The sequence below is a fragment of the Pseudomonas xanthosomatis genome (assembly GCF_019139835.1).
GTDB classification, from domain to species: Bacteria; Pseudomonadota; Gammaproteobacteria; order Pseudomonadales; family Pseudomonadaceae; genus Aquipseudomonas; species Aquipseudomonas fakonensis.
The window spans coordinates 92,326-110,441 of sequence record NZ_CP077075.1; the positions used below are offsets into that span (position 1 = coordinate 92,326).

Annotated in this window: 16 protein-coding genes; 9 read left to right on the forward strand and 7 right to left on the reverse strand. The window is 59.0% G+C overall.

Features of this window, described 5'->3' with window-relative positions:
- The first annotated feature begins 148 nt into the window (after positions 1-148).
- The 5 genes from KSS93_RS00420 (at position 149) to KSS93_RS00440 (ending at position 6,518) form a co-directional block, all read left to right on the forward strand.
- On the forward strand, positions 149-1,990 hold the full coding sequence (locus tag KSS93_RS00420; protein WP_225917277.1) for an RNA-directed DNA polymerase: 1,842 nt from the start codon (positions 149-151) through the stop codon (positions 1,988-1,990).
- Positions 1,983-3,530: a DNA polymerase gene (locus KSS93_RS00425; protein WP_217886707.1), complete on the forward strand. Its 1,548-nt coding sequence runs from the start codon at positions 1,983-1,985 to the stop codon at positions 3,528-3,530. The genes KSS93_RS00420 and KSS93_RS00425 overlap by 8 nt, the downstream gene beginning before the upstream one ends.
- Positions 3,531-4,220: 690 nt before the next feature.
- Entirely contained in the window at positions 4,221-5,363 is a 1,143-nt protein-coding gene (gene nirK / locus KSS93_RS00430) for a copper-containing nitrite reductase (RefSeq protein WP_217886708.1), read from the forward strand.
- A 78-nt stretch (positions 5,364-5,441) separates the two neighbouring features.
- Entirely contained in the window at positions 5,442-5,657 is a 216-nt protein-coding gene (locus KSS93_RS00435) for a DUF3079 domain-containing protein (RefSeq protein WP_217886709.1), read from the forward strand.
- A 57-nt stretch (positions 5,658-5,714) separates the two neighbouring features.
- Entirely contained in the window at positions 5,715-6,518 is an 804-nt protein-coding gene (locus KSS93_RS00440; RefSeq protein ID WP_217886710.1) for a suppressor of fused domain protein, read from the forward strand.
- A gap of 461 nt (positions 6,519-6,979) precedes the next feature.
- On the opposite strand, the gene KSS93_RS00445 is transcribed toward KSS93_RS00440, so the two are convergent.
- The 3 genes from KSS93_RS00445 to KSS93_RS00455 form a co-directional block, all read right to left on the reverse strand.
- The gene (locus KSS93_RS00445; protein WP_217886711.1) at positions 6,980-8,176 is read right to left on the reverse strand and encodes a type II toxin-antitoxin system HipA family toxin; all 1,197 of its coding nucleotides are present in this window, start codon (positions 8,174-8,176) and stop codon (positions 6,980-6,982) included.
- Positions 8,173-8,424 carry a helix-turn-helix transcriptional regulator gene (locus tag KSS93_RS00450; RefSeq protein ID WP_217886712.1) on the reverse strand — a complete coding sequence of 84 codons (252 nt, stop codon included), beginning with the start codon at positions 8,422-8,424 and terminating at the stop codon, positions 8,173-8,175. Before KSS93_RS00450 ends, KSS93_RS00445 begins: the two co-directional genes overlap by 4 nt.
- Positions 8,425-8,857: 433 nt before the next feature.
- Positions 8,858-11,134: a TonB-dependent siderophore receptor gene (locus tag KSS93_RS00455; protein WP_217886713.1), complete on the reverse strand. Its 2,277-nt coding sequence runs from the start codon at positions 11,132-11,134 to the stop codon at positions 8,858-8,860.
- Positions 11,135-11,288: 154 nt separating this feature from the next.
- On the opposite strand from KSS93_RS00455, the gene KSS93_RS00460 reads away from it, so the two are divergent.
- A complete protein-coding gene (locus KSS93_RS00460) occupies positions 11,289-12,008 on the forward strand; it encodes a response regulator (RefSeq protein WP_217886714.1) in 720 nt (239 codons plus the stop codon).
- A 1-nt stretch (position 12,009) separates the two neighbouring features.
- Positions 12,010-13,392 carry an ATP-binding protein gene (locus tag KSS93_RS00465; RefSeq protein ID WP_217886715.1) on the forward strand — a complete coding sequence of 461 codons (1,383 nt, stop codon included), beginning with the start codon at positions 12,010-12,012 and terminating at the stop codon, positions 13,390-13,392.
- A gap of 97 nt (positions 13,393-13,489) precedes the next feature.
- Here KSS93_RS00465 and KSS93_RS00470 read toward each other — a convergent pair whose 3' ends face one another.
- Positions 13,490-13,903: a type II toxin-antitoxin system HicB family antitoxin gene (locus KSS93_RS00470; protein WP_217886716.1), complete on the reverse strand. Its 414-nt coding sequence runs from the start codon at positions 13,901-13,903 to the stop codon at positions 13,490-13,492.
- A gap of 975 nt (positions 13,904-14,878) precedes the next feature.
- On the opposite strand from KSS93_RS00470, the gene KSS93_RS00475 reads away from it, so the two are divergent.
- Both KSS93_RS00475 and KSS93_RS00480 read left to right on the forward strand, forming a co-directional pair.
- Positions 14,879-15,154: a hypothetical protein gene (locus KSS93_RS00475; protein WP_217886717.1), complete on the forward strand. Its 276-nt coding sequence runs from the start codon at positions 14,879-14,881 to the stop codon at positions 15,152-15,154.
- 1 nt (position 15,155) lies between these two features.
- Positions 15,156-15,422, forward strand: coding sequence for a DUF3077 domain-containing protein (locus tag KSS93_RS00480; RefSeq protein WP_217886718.1), 267 nt, complete (start codon positions 15,156-15,158; stop codon positions 15,420-15,422).
- Between the two features lie 233 nt (positions 15,423-15,655).
- Here the strand turns inward: KSS93_RS00480 and KSS93_RS00485 are convergent, their stop codons facing one another.
- The 3 genes from KSS93_RS00485 to tagQ form a co-directional block, all read right to left on the reverse strand.
- Entirely contained in the window at positions 15,656-16,075 is a 420-nt protein-coding gene (locus tag KSS93_RS00485; RefSeq protein ID WP_217886719.1) for a hypothetical protein, read from the reverse strand.
- Entirely contained in the window at positions 16,072-16,974 is a 903-nt protein-coding gene (gene ssp4, locus KSS93_RS00490) for an Ssp4 family T6SS effector (protein ID WP_217841343.1), read from the reverse strand. Before ssp4 ends, KSS93_RS00485 begins: the two co-directional genes overlap by 4 nt.
- Before the next feature lie 177 nt (positions 16,975-17,151).
- The gene (gene tagQ / locus KSS93_RS00495; protein WP_217886720.1) at positions 17,152-18,075 is read right to left on the reverse strand and encodes a type VI secretion system-associated lipoprotein TagQ; all 924 of its coding nucleotides are present in this window, start codon (positions 18,073-18,075) and stop codon (positions 17,152-17,154) included.
- Positions 18,076-18,116 lie beyond the last annotated feature (41 nt).

An 18,116-nucleotide genomic window follows, 5' to 3' on the forward strand; every position in this document is an offset into this window, starting at 1 on the left:
TCTTTGACGATACGGCTATAGTACGCTTGATGGCATTTTGATAGCCTAGCTTCCAAGGGCAGCTTTGGGAGTCGGCACACACCAAAATGGTATTTGAGACAGAGATAGATAAAAACTATTGAACTCCGGATAGATCGAGGAATGAGACATGAGTGAACAATTCGTGTCCGACGCGGCAGGAACTCCGCATCTGGCAGAGCAGGACGATAGTCTTAAAAACCTGAAACTATTGGTTGAATCCTTCAATACAGACAATCTGAACTCCCGCGACCGAAAGAAGCTCCAAGAACTTCGATCAATTCTTTCCCCGCTACTAAAAAAAGGCGGCGCTTTAGCAGACTTATCTCAAGATGGAAAAGAAGTTTTAGCATTTCCAATCGACGTCGACAGTGTCCTACAACATTTAAACCAAGACATGAGGGATGACTGGTTTACTGACACACTTCAACACAAAGACCTTCTCTCAAATAAACAATCACTTCATGAAGTGCTTCATGAGTTGTTAAGTGAAGGGAATGGACAATATATTGGCTCTTTCCGGAATGTTTACAACATACCTAAAAAAGGGCTAGGAATTAGGTACTCGTTAGAAACTGACTTCTATGACAGATTTATATATCAATCAATCTGTACCTTCCTGATACAGTTTTATGATCCACTTTTATCTCATCGAGTACTAAGCCACAGATTCAACAAAGAAAGAAAAACAGAAAAGTATATATTTAAAAGCCGAATTGATTTATGGCAAACTTTCGAAGGTGTGACCAGAACGGCTCTAAACAACAATCAATCACTACTAGCAACCGATCTAATAAATTGCTATGAAAATATTACAATTGAAACAATTCGCACAGCTTTTGAGCGATCAATTGAAAACATAAAAACTTCCGGCCCAAACAAAGTATTAATTAGGAATGCAGTGCAAACCCTCTGCAACCTTTTGTCGCGGTGGGGATACAGTGAACGTCACGGACTACCTCAAAACCGCGACGCATCGTCATTCATCGCAAACGTCGTCTTAAATGATATTGACCATGAAATGGTGCGATTAGGTTACGATTATTATCGCTACGTGGACGACATCAGGGTAATTTGTCCAAACACGAGAGTCGCAAAGAAAGCGTTGACTGAGCTTATAAATCAGCTCAGAAAGGTTGGAATGAATATAAACTCTGGGAAAACAAAAATCTTAACCCAAGACTCTACCTCTAGTGAAATTGATGAGTTTTTCCCAACATCTGACGATCGAAGCATCACTATCGACAACATGTGGAGATCAAGAAGCAGAAGGGTTATTGCGCGTTCAGCAAAGTACATATATCAAATATTGAAAGAGTGCATCGAAGATAAACAAACACAGTCCAGGCAGTTTCGATTCGCGGTAAACCGACTGATAAAACTGACTGATGCAGGCATTTTTGATATTCATGCAGCCATTGCAACAGATTTAAAAGCACTCTTAATTAGCTCACTTGAGGACCATGCGGCCTCGACCGATCAGTACTGTAGACTTCTAGGGATTCTAGACCTCAACGAGCAAGAGCTCAGTGATATCTACAACCATCTTAGTGACCATGAGCGCTCGGTTCACTCTTGGCAAAATTTTCATCTATGGTTACTTCTAGCAAATCGCAAGTACAAAAATATCAACTTAATATCGCTAGCAACCACAAGAATAAATTCTGACGTACTTCAACCAGAAGTAGCGGCAATTTTTATTTATCTAAAGTGTGTTGATGAGACACAAATTTTAATTGATGTCATTTCCAAATTTGAGTCTACCTGGCCATATTATCATCAACGAAATTTCCTATTAGCTTGTAGTGACTTTGATCAAAGTCAACTGAAACCTTTGATTTCTAAGCTAGGCCCTAAACTTAAAAGGACCGGCAGCAGAGCCAAGCCATATTTTACGAATGGTATTCCTATGGTCGAACGAGAAAAAATAGCCATGCTCGATCTTTATGATGAGATCACACCATATGACTGAATCAAAAAAAGCCTTACTGTTTATAGCTGACTATACAGACCAAGGGCAAGACAGAACCTTCCTATGGTCCGATGGTACTTTAGGTGAAGTCACCATATCTGACTTAGTAGATCAAAAACATGAGCTTGTCTGCCATGACTTATGGTTAATTGCCCCATCGCTCTATCGGGCGACAAACAAATTACCATCTAACATTACAGACATTGAAGAACTTCGAATCCTCACCTCCGGAAAGAAAAAAGAAAGAGAATCAAGAGACAAGAAAGACATATCCCAGCTACTATCCGCATTTGTTTCCGACGAAATTATTGCAAAATATAAAGAAATTTTTAACCGCAAGGCACCTCTAGATGAAGCCATTTTCTCTTCAATTGGCGAAGCATTATTGAAATGCTTCGAAGTTGTAAAAAAAGATGCAGAAACTGCCGGTGAATGGGATAGATTCATGGCAGTCGAACGTCCCGTAAACGACTACCTAATAAAATCAGCGTCCGAAGGCATTTCTATCTCTGAAGAAAAACTTAGGCACCATAAAAACAAAATAGAATTTGAATTCTATATGGCATTGAAGAATTTCTCTTCCGACTACGATATGCCTCTAGAGGTTCCTTCCGACCAAGCCGTTATCGAATACCTAGAGCCCCAAGGGTTTGATTTTACCGGTCTAGACGTGGATTACATTTTAAATTTTGTCCCTATGCAATCAAACTTTGCAGTGGACCTAATTAGCTTAAGAAAAATTCAAAATTCACGTAGAGTATTAGCAGCCATTCCATTGAGCCAAAATCGAATTTATCCGATCGTCGATAGCTTTGGATCTATCACCTCAAGAATCTACTTCAAAGACCCGTCGTTGCAAAATCTTGCAAAACACCATCGAGACATTTTAATTCCAGACACGAATAAGCAGTTGTCATACATAGACTACGATCAATTTGAAGCAGGCGTAATGGCCGCACTCTCCGGCGACGAGAAATTATTAGCGTTATACAATAGTAGTGATGTATATGAAATTGCTGCAGAAGAAATATTTGACGATAAGAGAAAGAGAAAACAAGCCAAGAGGTTATTTCTTTCTTATGCCTATGGAATGAAGCGGCAACACATCCTTGCTGCAGCGCAGGGTTTTGGTGCAGATCGCCAAAACGCTAAGAAATTTTTTGACCAATTCAAAACATTCGAAGCTTGGAAAGTCTTAGTCCACGAAGAATTTCAACGCACGGGAAGAATTGGCACTGCGTTTGGCAATTATATGCAACGCGATCGAAAAGGAGAACTAACAAGCAAAGAAAAAAGATCTGCTATCAGTCAAGTTGTACAAGGAACTGCCTCATTAATATTCAAGAAAGCACTGCTATGCTTGAGTTCAATATCTGAGGTAAAACTAAAACTGCCAATGCACGACGCTGTTTTGCTGGAGCATTCCGCAGACTACGACGTAGATCGAGTAATAAATATTTTTTCAGAAGCGATGTCTGAGCATTTTCAAAATCAGATTCAAGGCAAGGCTTCATTAAGCCAATTCCATGAAAAACCATAGCTAGTAAAGCTGTGGATTGGTACAAAATTTCTTGAGAGTTCCTTACGGGTTGGTTAAAGGCCCCAGGTTTTTACTGGATTGATCTGGCCACATCCGGAGCTCACTGGATCTGGAGATAGACGTACAGATACCTCGATGATTTTTAACTAATCTATTTTAGACCATAAAGGTAGTTTTAGAGATAGACTGCTTATTCAACATAAATAAATAACAACACTATCAATAAGATATGTATTTATTCGACTCCTGGTGCCTTTAAATAATCTCACCGGAAAGTGGCCCACTTTTTCGCCCCCCCTCACCCCTGCATCAAAACCTTCTGCAACCGCCGAATCTCCCCTCCCCCCACCTCCAACGCCACATTCCGCCCTTCCTTCCCCAACCCACTCACCAACACCACCCCACCCTTAACAAAATTACGTTCCTGCGCCAACGGATACAGCGCAATGATGTGGTCCACACTGACCACATACTGCCGATGGTTAACCCCTTCAAAACAGACAAACCGGCTCACTCCCTGCGCTCCCCTGAAGCCGCTGCACGCTGGCAACCCATGCCTGTGAGCGTAGCTTGCCCAAGCAACGCCATCACCCCGCCACTACCCCACTTGTTGTTTTCGCTCAATAACCCGCACACAAAATACGGTTATCCATAAGCGCGACGGCTTTCGTCGACTTACGGAGAAGTCCCATGAGCGAGCAAGAAGGAGTAGCCCTGACCCGGCGTGGCATCCTTGCCGGCGGCGTGTTGCTGGGCGTTGGTGCCAGCCTGTTGGCCAGTAACCAGGCGCGGGCAGCAACGCCAGCACAGCAAAAACCGGCAACGGCCCTGGCCAAAATGGAGCGCGTCAAGGCCGAGCTGGTAGCCCCACCCCAGGTGCACGCCCACACCCAGCAAGCGCCTGGCCAACCGCGCATCGTCGAGTTCCGCATGGTCATCGAGGAGAAGGAGCTGGCGGTCGACAACCAGGGCGCCTTCATCCACGCCATGACCTTCAACGGCTCGGTGCCAGGCCCGCTGCTGGTGGTGCACGAGGGCGACCAGGTCGAGCTCACCCTGGTCAACCCGGCCAGCAACAGCATGATGCACAACATCGACTTTCACGCCGCAACCGGCGCCCTGGGCGGCGGTGAGCTGACTCACGTGCAGCCGGGCCAGCAGGTGAAGCTGCGCTTCAAGGCCGACCGCGCCGGGGTGTTCGTGTACCACTGCGCGCCGGGCGGGGTGATGATCCCCTGGCATGTGGTGTGCGGCATGAACGGCGCAATCATGGTGCTGCCGCGTGATGGCCTGAAAGACCCCGAGGGCCGGCCGCTGCACTACGACAAGGTGTGGTACATCGGCGAGCAGGACTACTACATCCCCCGCGACAGCAGCGGCAAGTTCAAGCGCTACCCCACGCCCATCGCCAGCTTCGGCGACATGCAGCAACTGATGAAGGGGCTGGTGCCGTCGCACATCGTGTTCAACGGCAGCGTGGGTGCGTTGACCGGCGAACACGCCCTCAGCGCCGAGGTGGGCGAGACGGTGCTGATCGTCCACTCCCAGGCCAACCGCGACACCCGCCCGCACCTGATCGGCGGCCATGGCGACTACGTGTGGGCCTCGGGCAAGTTCGCCAACCCGCCGCAGCGCAACCTGGAAACCTGGTTCATCCCCGGCGGCGCAGCGGGTGCGGCGTTGTACACCTTCCGCCAGCCCGGCCTGTATACCTACCTCAACCACAACCTGATCGAGGCGGTGATGCTGGGGGCTGCGGCCCATGTGCAGGTGCAGGGGCAATGGGACGACGAACTGATGAGCCAGCTGGAGGCGCCCGGCCCGATCCGCTGAGGCGTTGACCCAGGTCACGCCGATTGGCCATGGGCGGCATAGCCTGTGGTTCAGGTACCCACTTCATGGAGGGAGACCATGGCCAAGAAATTCCCCGCCAACCCCAGCCACCCCGAGCGCATCTGCTGGGGTTGCGACCTGTATTGCGCAGCCAATGCGCTGGCCTGCGGCAACGGCGCCAGCCGCACCATGCACCCGGTCGAGCTGTTCGGCGAGGACTGGGACAGCTTCGACAACGGCCTGGAAACGCCGCTGGACGCCAAGCCGGTCACGCTGCAGCCAGGCAGCGGTTGAGCACCTGGGCGGCGCACGGCACCATGGCGGTCGCCCATTTACCCGCAAGGACCGCCCATGGACTTCTTCAAGAAACTGTTCGGCCTGTCGCGCCCGAAAGCAGCTGAACAACCAACCGCGCCAGCGCCAGAACCCGCCATGACCGCCGCCGAAGCCGCCAACCAGGCCGCCCGCGAAGCCGGCTGCGCACGCCTGGACCGCCACTGGCAAAGCGTCGGCGAAGTCGAGCAGGACGTGCTCGGCTACATGATCAGCCCCAGCCTGATGGGCGGCCCGCACTGGCCCTCCACCCGCCAGGCCTACCGCGTGGTGCGCCGGGCCAACAGCATTGCGCTGGCCACTGACGGGCTGAGCGACCCGTTCGACGATGTCGAAGGCGGCGGCAACGGCTTTGAGCTTGAGCTGTTCATCGAATCGCCCGACTTCCCTGAAGCAGCCCGCACCCCGGGCGATGTCAGCCCGTTCATGCGCACCTGGGCTTTTGATGTGGTGCGTACCGTCGCCTCCACGGTGGCCGACGCTGGCGGCATCACTCATCAGTTGGAGCGCTATGGCGTGCTGTCGCTGGAGCTGCCCGGGGTAAGCCAGTCGCCCTGCATGGGCGATGAAATCCCGGCGCACTTCATCAGCGAGGACGACTGCCTGGGCGTGCTGGTAGGCGGCCCGGCGCCGGACTTTGCCACGCACCTGGCGGACATGCCGCTGTCGCCGGTGACCCTGGTGCCGGTGGTGCTGATTACCGCAGCCGAGCTCGATTACGTGCGCGCAGGCGGCGGGCAGGCGCGCAATGACCTGGTGCAGCGCCTGCAGGCGGCGGGGCATGGGCATGTGAGCAAGCTCAAGCGGGAGAGCGTGGTCTGAAGCGCCTCACTGAAGTACGTGGGGGCAACTGACTTGTTCAATTTCTAAAATCTGGCGCGCCCCCTATAGGAGCAGGCTTGCCGGCGATAGGGCCGGCACAGGCGAATGCTGGCACCGGCTGTGCCGGTGATCGCCGGCAAGCCGGCTCTCATAGAACAAACTGCAACTCATTGATTTAACACGGTCACTGTGGGAAACGGCCTTGTGTCGCGATGGGCTGCGCAGCAGCCCCGGCAATTTTGCATGAGGCAGACCTTGGGGCCGCTTCGCGCCCCATCGCGACACAAGGCCGCTTCCCACAGAGACCGTGGCGCATCTGCGAGACCAGTTCTCTGCGCGACAGCGCAGCCCGAAAGGGCTGGGTGATCTCCTACAGGTACAGCAAATGCCTGAAGGCCATGCGATGCCCGCTCCCACGCTTCAGTTGCCTGCCCTACAGCGCAGCCAGCAGGGCTGGCTCCTCAGCCAAAGGTCTGGATAAACGGTAATGCACTCGCCTTGATAGCCAGCACCACGTGCTGCGCTTGCTCGCACAGGTCCGCTTCTGCCTTGAACACCCGCTCCATCGCCTCGAGCTGATGAAGGATGACCTGCGCAGGGTTGCTCACATCGCACGATTGGGCGAAGTCCAACAAACCCTGGCGTGATGCGAACAAGGACTTGTTTCCCGATAACGATAGCGCCAACACATCCTCTGGAATGTAGGCCGTGGTATTGACGATATCGTAGGCAGGCGCCAGGCGCGCATCGCGCTGGAATGGGTCGGAGTACAGCAACCCGAAGTTCTTCAAGTGCCCGTCGCCATTACCGACGATGCAACTCAAGGCAACCATCGCGAACAGCTGTTGCAAAGACGCCTGAACATGCTCAGGCGCGCAAAAAAGCCGAATGGCCTTGGCGATAGCCGCATAGCTCTTGCTGTACTTCTGGTCTGCGGCAAGCCCCATAAGTGCGGCCATGTCTTCGAAGCCGATCGGGTTGTTACGCTCGTCACGGTCGAAGCGGCGCATCACGAATAACCGGGCGTTATCCGAAAGGAAGAACTGCGGTACCGGGACTCCGGCCGCCTGTGCAATGGACATGCACAGGTACTCGTTGATCGCCAACCCCGGGTACTCGTCGCGCCCGCTTTTGATGATCAACTCGGACGTTTTTGAGGTGAACCGCTGCGCCAGCGGGTCGAACTGCTCCGGGACCAGCACCTTGGGCTGTACCCCGGACACCCCTGCACGCAGGATGTAGCGGTCGACAAGGTCAGCGAAGATATCTTCCGAGCCATCCCAGGCGAGGATGTCTCGCAGTTTTTCGCCGGGAAACTGCTGACGCTGCAACAAAGCATCGACTGATCGAGAACTGACATGGACACGCCCGATCGGCGAACTGCTGCCGGACAACGCCAGCAGAAGCATAGGGTCAACTTGCACGACCTTGGCCAGCCGGTTGCGCAGTTGCTCCAGCACGTAACCTTCCGGCAGGTTCATCTGGAACACCGGGTGCAACTCGCGGTGGCGATACTCCTCTGCACGTACCGGCATCAGCAAGCTGAGTGCCGCGCGCCGGTCCGCGTCAGGCGCATAGCGAAAAAGAAAGTCACCTGCGCTTTGCAGCAGTGCCCCGCTGCCACCCTCCGGTGTGCTGACAGTGAGCGATCCGTTCATTCGAACAACCCCTGAATTTCGTCAAGCGTCGGCATCACTGCTGGCACCACCTGCAGCTCACAATCAAGCGCAGCCAGCACCTTGGCGTAAGCGCCCATGGCAACGGAAAAGCTGCCCTGCTCTATGGCGATGACTTTCTGCCGGGTGAGCCCCGCCAAAGCAGCGACCTGTTGCTGGGTCAGCCCGCGATTGAGGCGGCGAGTTCGAATAAGCGCCCCCAGGCGATCGGTGATCAGTGAAGAGTCCATGTTCCGTATACGTTACAAATCAGTTGCTATGTAACGTATACGCGACCTGATCAAAAATCAACCAACCTCATAAAAAAGCCGCATCAGCCTGATGCCAGACAGTTAGCGTCATAAATGGGCTGCTTTGCAGCCCTTCGCGGGCAAGCCCGCTCTCATAGAACAACACATAACTTATTGATTTACAGGGTCCTGTGGGAAGCGGCCTTGTGTCGCGATGGGCTGCGCAGCAGCCCCGACAATCTGCATGAGGCCGAGACCTTGGGGCCGCTTCGCGCCCCATCGCGACACAAGGCCGCTTCCCACAGAGACCGTGGCGCATCTGCGAGACCAGTTCTCTGTGCGACAGCGCAGCCCGAGGGGCTGGGTAATCTCCTACAGGTACAGCGCCGGCTTGAAGCCTTGCGCGTCCCCTGTGGGAGCGGGCTTTTGCTGCTTAGAACGACGTACTCACCGTCAACTCCAGATTACGCGGGTCACCATAAATCGCCCCCGCATAAAACCCGTACTGGCTGTAGTAGTGCTTGTCGAACAGGTTGTTGGCCCTGAGGCTGACGTCGGTGTCGTCGGTCAGCTGGTACTTGGCCATGGCATTCCAGATGGCATAGCCCGACCAGTTGACGTCGGTGGCGCCGGTGCTCAAGCCATTGGTCGGCTGGCCGGCCGGGCTGGAAATCGCGCGGATGTTGCTTTGCGCAGTCACCCCGGCGCCCAGGGTCAGGCGGTCCAGCGGGCCAGACAACCGGTAGGTGGTGGACGCCTTGAACAGGTGCGACGGGTCGCTGCGGCCATCGCTGTCCACACGGCGGAAGTGCAAGTAGGTGTAGCCGGCATACACATTCCAGTTCGGCGTCAGCGCGCCTGCTACTTCCAGGTCGATACCGTCGGTTTCCTGGCCGGTGCCGGCGGTGTAGGCCTGGGCGCCGGTCGGGGTGGACTGGCTGCCGTCCATCACCGCTTTACCGGCCTGTTTGGTCAGGAAGTACGCCGCCGAGGCGTTCAGGCGGCCATCGAACCAGGCGCCCTTGATACCGGTTTCGTAGCTCTTGCCGCGAATCGGCGCCACCTTGGTGCCGTTGACGGTTTCCTGGGTTTGCGGGTTGAAGATGTCGGTGTAGCTGACATACGCCGAATAGGTGTCGTTGAGGTCATACACCGCGCCCAGGTAAGGCGTGACGATGCCGTTGTTCTGCTGGTTGCTGCGCGCGCCGGTGAGCGCCAGGGTGGTCGCCGAATAGTCGGTAACCCGGGCGCCGGCGATCACCGACAGCGGGTCGGTGATGCTCAGGCGGGTGGCGGCATACATGCCCTGCAGGCGCGTGGTGGTCTTGGTGTGGCGGCCGGTCTTGGAGGCCAGCAGCTGGTAGTCGGCATCCACGCCGTTGCCCCAGTTGCTGATCGGCAGGCCGTTGTTGGCGCGGAACTGGCAGCCCCGGGAGCCTGCGCGGCTGATACCGTCACCGACCATGGTGCAGGTGTATTCCGGCGCCCAGGCCACGGTGCGGCTGTCGTTGTAGCCGAGCATCGCCTGGTGAGTACGGCCGAACATCTGGAACGGCCCCGACAGGTCGATCTGCGCCGACTGCTGGGTGGTGTCGGAGGAGCTGTGCAGGCCGTTGAGCACCGCACCGCTGCCGTCCTGGTCCCAATAACCCCCATAGCCGCCGGTGGTCGAGTTGACCTTGGCCAGGCCACGGTGGTTGAGCGCTTCGGTTTCGCTCTGGGCCAGCTTCAGGTCCAGGCTCCAGTCGTTGTCGAAGCGGTGCGCCAGCGAGCCGAAGGTGGTGCGGGTGACGGTTTCGCCAAAGCTCCAGCTCGGCGCCACGTTGGTGCTGCGCGGCAGGTTGGTGGTGCTGCCGTCACCGAACCAGATCGGGATGTTGGCACCCCAGCCGGCACCGATCACCTTGCTGTATTCGTACTGGTAACCGGCGCCCAGGGTGGTGGCGTCGTCCAGGTCGAATTCGAAGTTGGCCAGGGCGGCGCGCGAGCGCTCGGACTGGTTGTCGCGGAACGAGTTGGCGTCCTGCTGGGTCATCACGAAGCGCGAGCGCAGGCGGCCGTCTTCGGACAGCGGCAGGTTCAGGTCGGCGCCCAGGCGGCGCTTGTCCCAGCTGCCGTAGGTGGCGTAGGCGCTACCGCCGAAGGTGCGGGTGGGCGCCTTGCGGATCAGGTTGACCGTGGCCGACGGGTCGCCGGTGCCGCCCAGCAGGCCGTTGGCGCCGCGCACGATGTCGATGCGCTCGTACAGGTCCATGTTCAACGCGCTGCCGCCATTGCTGAAGTCCGAACCACCCTGGAACTGCAGGCCGTCAACCTTCCAGTTGCTGATCGAGTAGCCACGGGCGCGGAAGTCGGTGCGCCCGCCCACTTCGCTTTTGCTGACGCTGACGCCGGGGGTGGTTTCCAGCGCCTGCTCGATGTTCTGTACGCCGCGGTCGTCCATTTGCTGGCGGGTGATGGTGGTCACCGACTGCGGGGTCTGCCGCGGGGTCAGGTTCAGGCCGGTGGAACTGCGGGTGCTCTCGACGGTGTAGCCGATTTGCCCGGTATCATCGGCCACCGGCAGCGCGCTGCTGTCGATGTTGGTCGCGTCCAGCACCAACGCCTGGCCATCGGCGGCCATTGCAGTACCGGAAAGCCCGAAGGCGACGAAGAAGGCAAGCGGGGTGAGGCGGCTGCCGCCTCGGGTCATGCAGAATGCGTCGTTCATGGTGTGCTGGCGTACCGTTTGGGAAGGCTTCGTATTTGCAGATGATTTTTTGTTACGATTCTAGGCATCCGCCTTCTGCGCTCCATGCCCGGCATGTACGGGCATGTAATAGGACGTAACAGCGCACAAGCCCTCCTCTACAGGTACATCAGTGATGAGCATGACCCTGCTGGTCGTCGACGATGACGACGAGATCCGCGAACTTCTTTGTGAATACCTCACCGAAGCCGGTTACAACGTGCTGGCGGCCGCCGACGGCGAGCAGATGCGCGAGCAACTGGCGCGCTGCAAGGTCGACCTGGTGGTGCTCGACCTGATGCTGCCCGGCGAAGACGGCCTGAGCCTGTGCCGCCAGTTGCAGGCAGTGCCGGGGCTTGCGGTGATCATGCTGTCGGCCAAGGGCAGCACCCTGGACCGCATCATCGGCCTGGAGGTGGGCGCCGACGACTACCTGGCCAAGCCCTTCGAGCCGCGCGAGCTGATCGCCCGGATCAAGGCCGTGCTGCGCCGCCCGCAGCGACTGGAGGCCCAGGCCGAAGAGAGCGACACCGAACCCCACCTGTTCGCAGGTTTTCGCCTGGACCCGGTCAAGCGCCTGCTCACCCACCCCGACGGCCAGGCCCTGACCCTGCCGCGCTCCGACTACCGGGTGCTGCGCGAGCTGCTGGAGGCCAACAACCGCGTGGTGTCCCGCGACCACCTCACGCGCAGCGCGTTCGGCCGCGACCACCTGCCCGACGACCGCTCGGTAGACATGTGCATCAGCCGCCTGCGCCAGCAACTGCGCCGCGCACCGGGCAACGCCGCGCAAATTCTCACCATTCGCAACGAGGGCTACCTGCTGAGCCTCAGCCGCGAAGCGTCGGGGGCCTGAGGTGCGCCTGCTGCGCCGGTTGTGGCCACGCACGCTGTTCGGCCAGCTGCTGCTGATCATGGTCAGTGGCACCCTGGTGATCCAGCTGATGTCCAGCAGCATCTGGTTCGATGTGCGCTTTGCCCAGGTGCTGGAGGCACCGGTGCGCCTGATCGCCGCCCGCAGCGCCCCGCTGATCGCCCAGGCGCAATGCCACGCCGGCACCTTGCAGGTGCCGCGCCACTACCAGCTGCGCTGCGCCGAGTCGCTGCCCGAGGCGCAGCACGACGAGCGCCGTGGCCGGCGGCGCATCGAGCTGCTGCTGCACCAGGCGCTGGCCTATGAATTGGGCCGCGACCCGCAGGTGCGCCTGCTCAAGGTGCAGCTCACCGACGAGTTGGGCCAGCCCATCGTCTGGCGCAGCCTGTTCGGCCTGCGCACCGCCCAGGCCCATATCGAGTTCGCCGTGCCCCTGGCCGACGGCCACTGGCTGGCCATCGACGGGCAAGAGCTGCAAGGCTGGAGCGGCGAATCGGCCTGGGTGCTGATCAGCGATTATTTGTTGCGGGTATACGCCCTGCGCATCGTCGCCGTGCTGCTGGTGTGCCTGGTGGCGGTACGCCTGTGCCTGCGCCCGGTGCGCCGCTTGGCCGAAGCCGCCCGTGGCCTTGGCCGCAACCTCGAGCAGGCGCCGCTGCCGCTGGACGGCCCCGAGGAGGTGCGCCACGCCGCCCTGGCCTTCAATGCCATGCAGCAGCGGCTGATCGCCATGGTCAACGACAAGGCCTACTTCCTCGCCGCCGTGTCCCACGACCTGCGCACCCCGCTGACGCGCATGCGCCTGCGCCTGGAGCGGCTGGAGGATGGCGAACACAAGGAGCGGCTACGCCAGAACATCGCGCAGATGGACGGCATGATCGGCCAGGTGCTGGACTACCTGCGCGCCGGCGAGCAGCAAAATTTGCAGGAAGTGGACCTCGACCGCCTGGTGGCTCGCCTGTGCGCCGACCTTGCCAGCAACGATGAGCCGCTGCCGGTGCACGGCCACGCCGGCAAGGTGCGGGTGGATGCCTTGTTGATGCAGCGTTGCCTGCAGAACCTGCTGGTCAACGCCCTGCGCTATGGCCGCGAGGTGTCGGTCACGCTGGAGGCGGCAATCACCGGTGTTTACATCCACATCGACGACCGTGGCCCCGGCATCGCGCCAGCCTTGCTGGCCACCATCACCGACCCGTTCGTGCGCGGCGAAGGTTCGCGCAACCAGTCCTCCGGCGGCTACGGCCTGGGCCTGAGCATCGCCCAGCGCATCGCTGCCAGCCATGGCGGTGAACTGTTGCTGCGTAACCGTGAAGGCGGCGGCCTGCGGGCCAGTGTGCTGTTGCCCAAGGGCGGCCCCGCCGGTTGAATATCCTTCAGCCCGGCGCCATACCTGTAGCCGGCTTGCCGGCGATGAGGCCACCCCAGGCAGCACCATCCAGCTGCCTGAACGCCGCTCAACGCGCCTACTTGCAATCCCCCTGCAAAATCCGCAACGCCGCCTCGGCCAAAAACCCCGACCGGCTCTTGTGCTCGGGGTGGTTCTGCACATAGCTGTCGATACGGGTCAGCAGATAAGCCGGCAAGGTGATGTTGAGCTTCTCGGCCTTGCCCAGGTAGCGGGTGATGTCGATATCGATCAACGCCCAGGTGCAGCCGGCATATTCGGGATTTGCCGCATGCACGGTCACGGTGCTGGCCTTGGGGATCTCCTGCTGGTCTTGCGCCAGCAGTTCGAGGTGGCCCTCGATGGCCTCGCGGGCCATGGCGATGGCGTGGTCGAGGTCTTCACCGGCGGAGAAGCAGCCGGGAATGTCCGGTACTTCAACGCCCCAGGCGTGCTGGTCGTCGCCGGCAAGGATGGCGATGGGAAACAACATGGCAGTGGTTCTCCTGGTCAGCTGGCGTAACCGATGCGCCGAATTGGTGGGTAGTATAACCACCAATTATCACCAATCAACACTATACCTACCGAGCTGACGAATGGGGCCGGATGGCACTGAACCTCAGTCATGCGCCTGCAAGCCCTGATACCCCCTCAAGGCATGCACTAGGGCGGGCACCGGTACTTTCACAGGGGTGACTGGCCCGAAATAAACTGTGGGAGCGGGCTTGCCCGCGAAGCGCCGCGCGGGCGGCGCTCGATCTTGAAAGCGCTGCAAGGCTTTCGGCGGACACCTTGCAGCCCTCATGCGGTCTAGGTAGACATGGTTCAGACAATCTCAGGGGTGGGCTTGCTCCTGTATCCAAGCTGTACCGAGGCATGTAGCTGCATGCTTTGAAAATGCAGCAGGTTTGGATGGGCATGTCTTGAGGTTGCATCAAGGCATACAAGTGCCCGGCGAAAGCCTTGCAGCGCCCTCAAGATCGAGCGCCGCCCGCGCGGCGCTTCGCGGGCAAGCCCGCTCCCACAGTTTATTTCGGGCCAGTTACTCCTGCGAAAGTACAGGTGTCCGCCTTGGTGCATGCCTTCAGATCGCATAGGGGCATCCAGGTGCATGGCCTGAAACCGCTGGGGCGCGAGCCTCGGATCTGTACGACATTTCCGAACCTGCTACCAAATGCTTCGAGATCAAGCAGCTTCGGACCTATCCTACGCCCGACTCAGAAGCTTCACCGTTGCCGGTCTTTCACCTCGGGAATAACGTCCTCGGGTCGCCATCAGGTGACCGGGTGTGAGAACCCGTCGGGAATCCTTCAGCGGCTGAGTCGTCATGGCAGCCGTGCGCGGGCAGGCTTTGCCTGGCCGAGTTTTCCAAGGTTCCCTCGGTTTCTCACCCCACGCACGGCTGCCACCCTCTACCCGTGAGAAGGTCGACGTGGCAGCTCCTTGAAGCGAACCTTGGAGCTGCATCATGAAAAAAATCGTCCCCGACCCACCCCTGGGCAAACTCCCCCTCACCCCCTTCTTCACCGTCCGCACCGACATGTACCCGCCCGATGCCCTCATGCACCTCAACGAGCTGCTGCGCGGTGTCTCGGAAACCATCGACGAACACTGCCGCAACCACGCAGGCGAGCCGGGCTTGAGCATGCTCGCCAACGCCGCCCACGCCACCGATATCGCCCGCGCTTTGGGCGAGCATGTGCTGGGCAGGCTGGACATGAGCATGTTCAGGAGCGAGGCATGACATGGCCGAGCCCACCGCCGTAACCGCAGGCGTCGAAACCCTGCTGGAGGCCGGCAGCCCACCGCTGCCGCTGCTACGGGTGATGCCCGGCATCCCCATCGACGATGCCTACGAACAGGTGTCGATCTTGCTGGGCTACATCAAGCACCTGATCCGCGAGGGCGATGCCGAGGATGACCACAAACTGCTGGGCGCCGCAGACTACCTCAGCGCGCTGGCCAAGGCGCTGATGAACGATATCGAGATCGCCCGCAACCGGCGTCATTAAGCGCCAACCCCATCGCGGGGCAAGCCCGCTCCCACGGGTACAGCGCAGCATTCAGGCTGGCGCAATCCTGTAGGAGCGGCCTTGTGCCGCGAATAGCCTGCGCAGCAGGCCCGGCAATCTTGCATGGTGCGCAAATTCCGGGCCCGCTACGCGCGCCTTTCGCGGCACAAGGCCGCTCCTACAGGGTACTGCATCACCCGTGCGCCCCATGCTCCGCCAACAAGCTCCTCGCATCAGCGCCCGCGCTGCCGACGCAACTCCACCAACCGCCGACGCATCTCGCGATGCCGCGCGCTGTTGAACACCAGCAGTGCCAGCAACGCCAGCGCCACAACGATTGCCAACAACACCGCAGGCAAGCCGCTGCCGAACAGGCTCAGCACCAGCACCAGCGCCACAACCGGCACCGGCAACACCGCCCACATCGCCCATGCATGGCCACGAATCATCGCGAAGTGCCCGATACACAGCGGCACGATCAGCACGGCGCTGAAAACCATGGTGTATAGCGGGTTGTCGGGGTGATTGAACCAGTGCTCATCCACCCACAACACCAGCGATAACGCAGCCGCCACTACACACATGAAAAAGCCCAACACAAAGGTCGGGAAGTACTGGCGCATGAACCCTTGAAACTCGCCGGGCTTCATCATTCGAATTCCTCGTACAGCCCCACGGCAATGCTCTGCACCGAACCACTCCCGGCAAAGCCCAGCGTCGCGCCGAGCGAGTCGCGCAGCAGGGTTTGCGTGGCATGGTTGATCTGCGCCGGGGTGTAGCGCTTGGTCAGGTTACCTGCGGCCTGCTCCAGCTTGAGCTGCTTGGCGGTCAGGCTCGGGTGCTTGATCGACAGCAACTCGTCGGTCAGCGCCTTGCGCTGCTGGCGGCTGAGGCTCTTGGTCAGCTCCAGCCAACTACGGCCGGTCGAGGCTTTGTGCACCTGCAGGTACTTGAGGGTGGTCAGGCCCGAAGCGCCGACGCCCAATAGCGATACGCCATCGAGCACCAGGGATGCGGTCTGGTACCACTGGCTGTTGTCCAGCGCGTCGTTGGCCGCCGGGTTGGTCACTTCGCGCACTGTGCGCATGATGCCGATGCCGCACTGGATGCTGCTGGCGGTCGCTGCGGCGCCACCGACGTAGGTCAGCACCAGGCTGGTACCCGCAGAAAAAGGCGCGGCGATGGTGCCGCTGAACACCACGAACCAGCCAATCACCGCACCGGCACAGGACAGCGTGGTGTTCACCGCCTCCTTCACCACCCGCGACTCACGCGGGTTGGTCTGCAACTGCTCGGTGTACTGGGCCGGGGTCTGGTACTTCTTGATCTCGCGCAGGATCACCCGCTTGGGGCGAATGCTGCAGATCGGCTGGAATTCGCGCAGGGTGATCACGTTGTATTCGGCGTCGATGTACACCACCCCGGCGCCGACGATACGCGGGTCGGCGTCGATGGCGGCGAACATCTGCGGCAGGTTGATCCGGGCCTGGATGCGCTGGCGGGCCAGGAACTGGGAACTGTTGGCCAGGGAATTGACCAGAAGGTCTGTCACAAGCAAATCCTCATACAATCCACGGCCGCACAAGGCGCTCTGCCTTGTGCGGCCTGTGACGGCCTCATCGCCGGCAAGCCGGCTCCTACAGGTACAGCGCTGGCCTGCGGGTTATGAGATTCATGTGGGAGCGGCGCTGCGCCGCCCCTACAGAAAGCCCCATGAGGCCCTGAAGCATCAAACGTTCGGGCAAGGCACCGGTGCCCAGTCGCCCATGTCCGGGTTGCGGCACATGCCGTTCACCTGGTCGTTACCGGCCTTGGCTACCTGCTGCGCCTCAGCCTGCTTGGTGGTGGCGTTCTGCAGGGTCTTCTCGGTGGCTACCGCCTCTTGCGGCACGTTCTTGTTGACCTTGGCCGGCTGCACTTTCTGGGTTTTCTTCTTGCCGGTGGTGGCGACTTTCGGCGGCTCGGCCACGGCCACCACTTCGGTGCGCTGCACGCCCACCTGCTTGAGGTCCTGCTCGTAGGCCTGGGTGTAGTTGTTCAGGTTCTCACCCAAACGGCCATTGACCGCGGTCAGCAGCTTGTTCGACTCCTGCAGGCCCGAGACGATCTCGGCCAGGCGCTTGCGGCCCTCGGCGTCGTTGATACGGCCCGATTTGCGGCCATCGATCAGGCTGGTGAACTCACGCTGGTAGCAGGCCTGGGACGACTTGGCGTAGGCGGTGGTGCGGTCCATGTCGGAGGCGCTTTTGTTGATGTCGGTGGCATACGAGGCGATGCGCTGCTTGTCGTCGGTGATCTGCTTCTGGCGCTCGGTGTAGTAGCCGGCAGCACCGCCCACCAGGGCGCCGCCCGCCGCGCCGATGGCGGCGTTGCGACCGCGTTTTTCGTCATCCACCAGGGCACCGGCCAGGGCGCCGCCGAGGGCACCGATCACCGCACCGGTGGCCACCGAGCGGGTCATGTCGCCGTCGGTGCTGCGCAGGTGCTGCACCGGCTCGTAGCAGTTGGGGTAGTACTCGACCTTGGTGGTGGCGCCTACCTTGGAGGCCGGCGAGCTGGCGCAGCCGGTCAGCAGCACAGTGCTGAAACCTGCGGCCAGCAGCAGTGCAGTACGGGCCTGGGAGGCATTGATCAGGGGTTTGCGGGTGAACATGGTCAGGTTCTCTCTTGGGTTTGTCGATGGCCGGGGGCAAA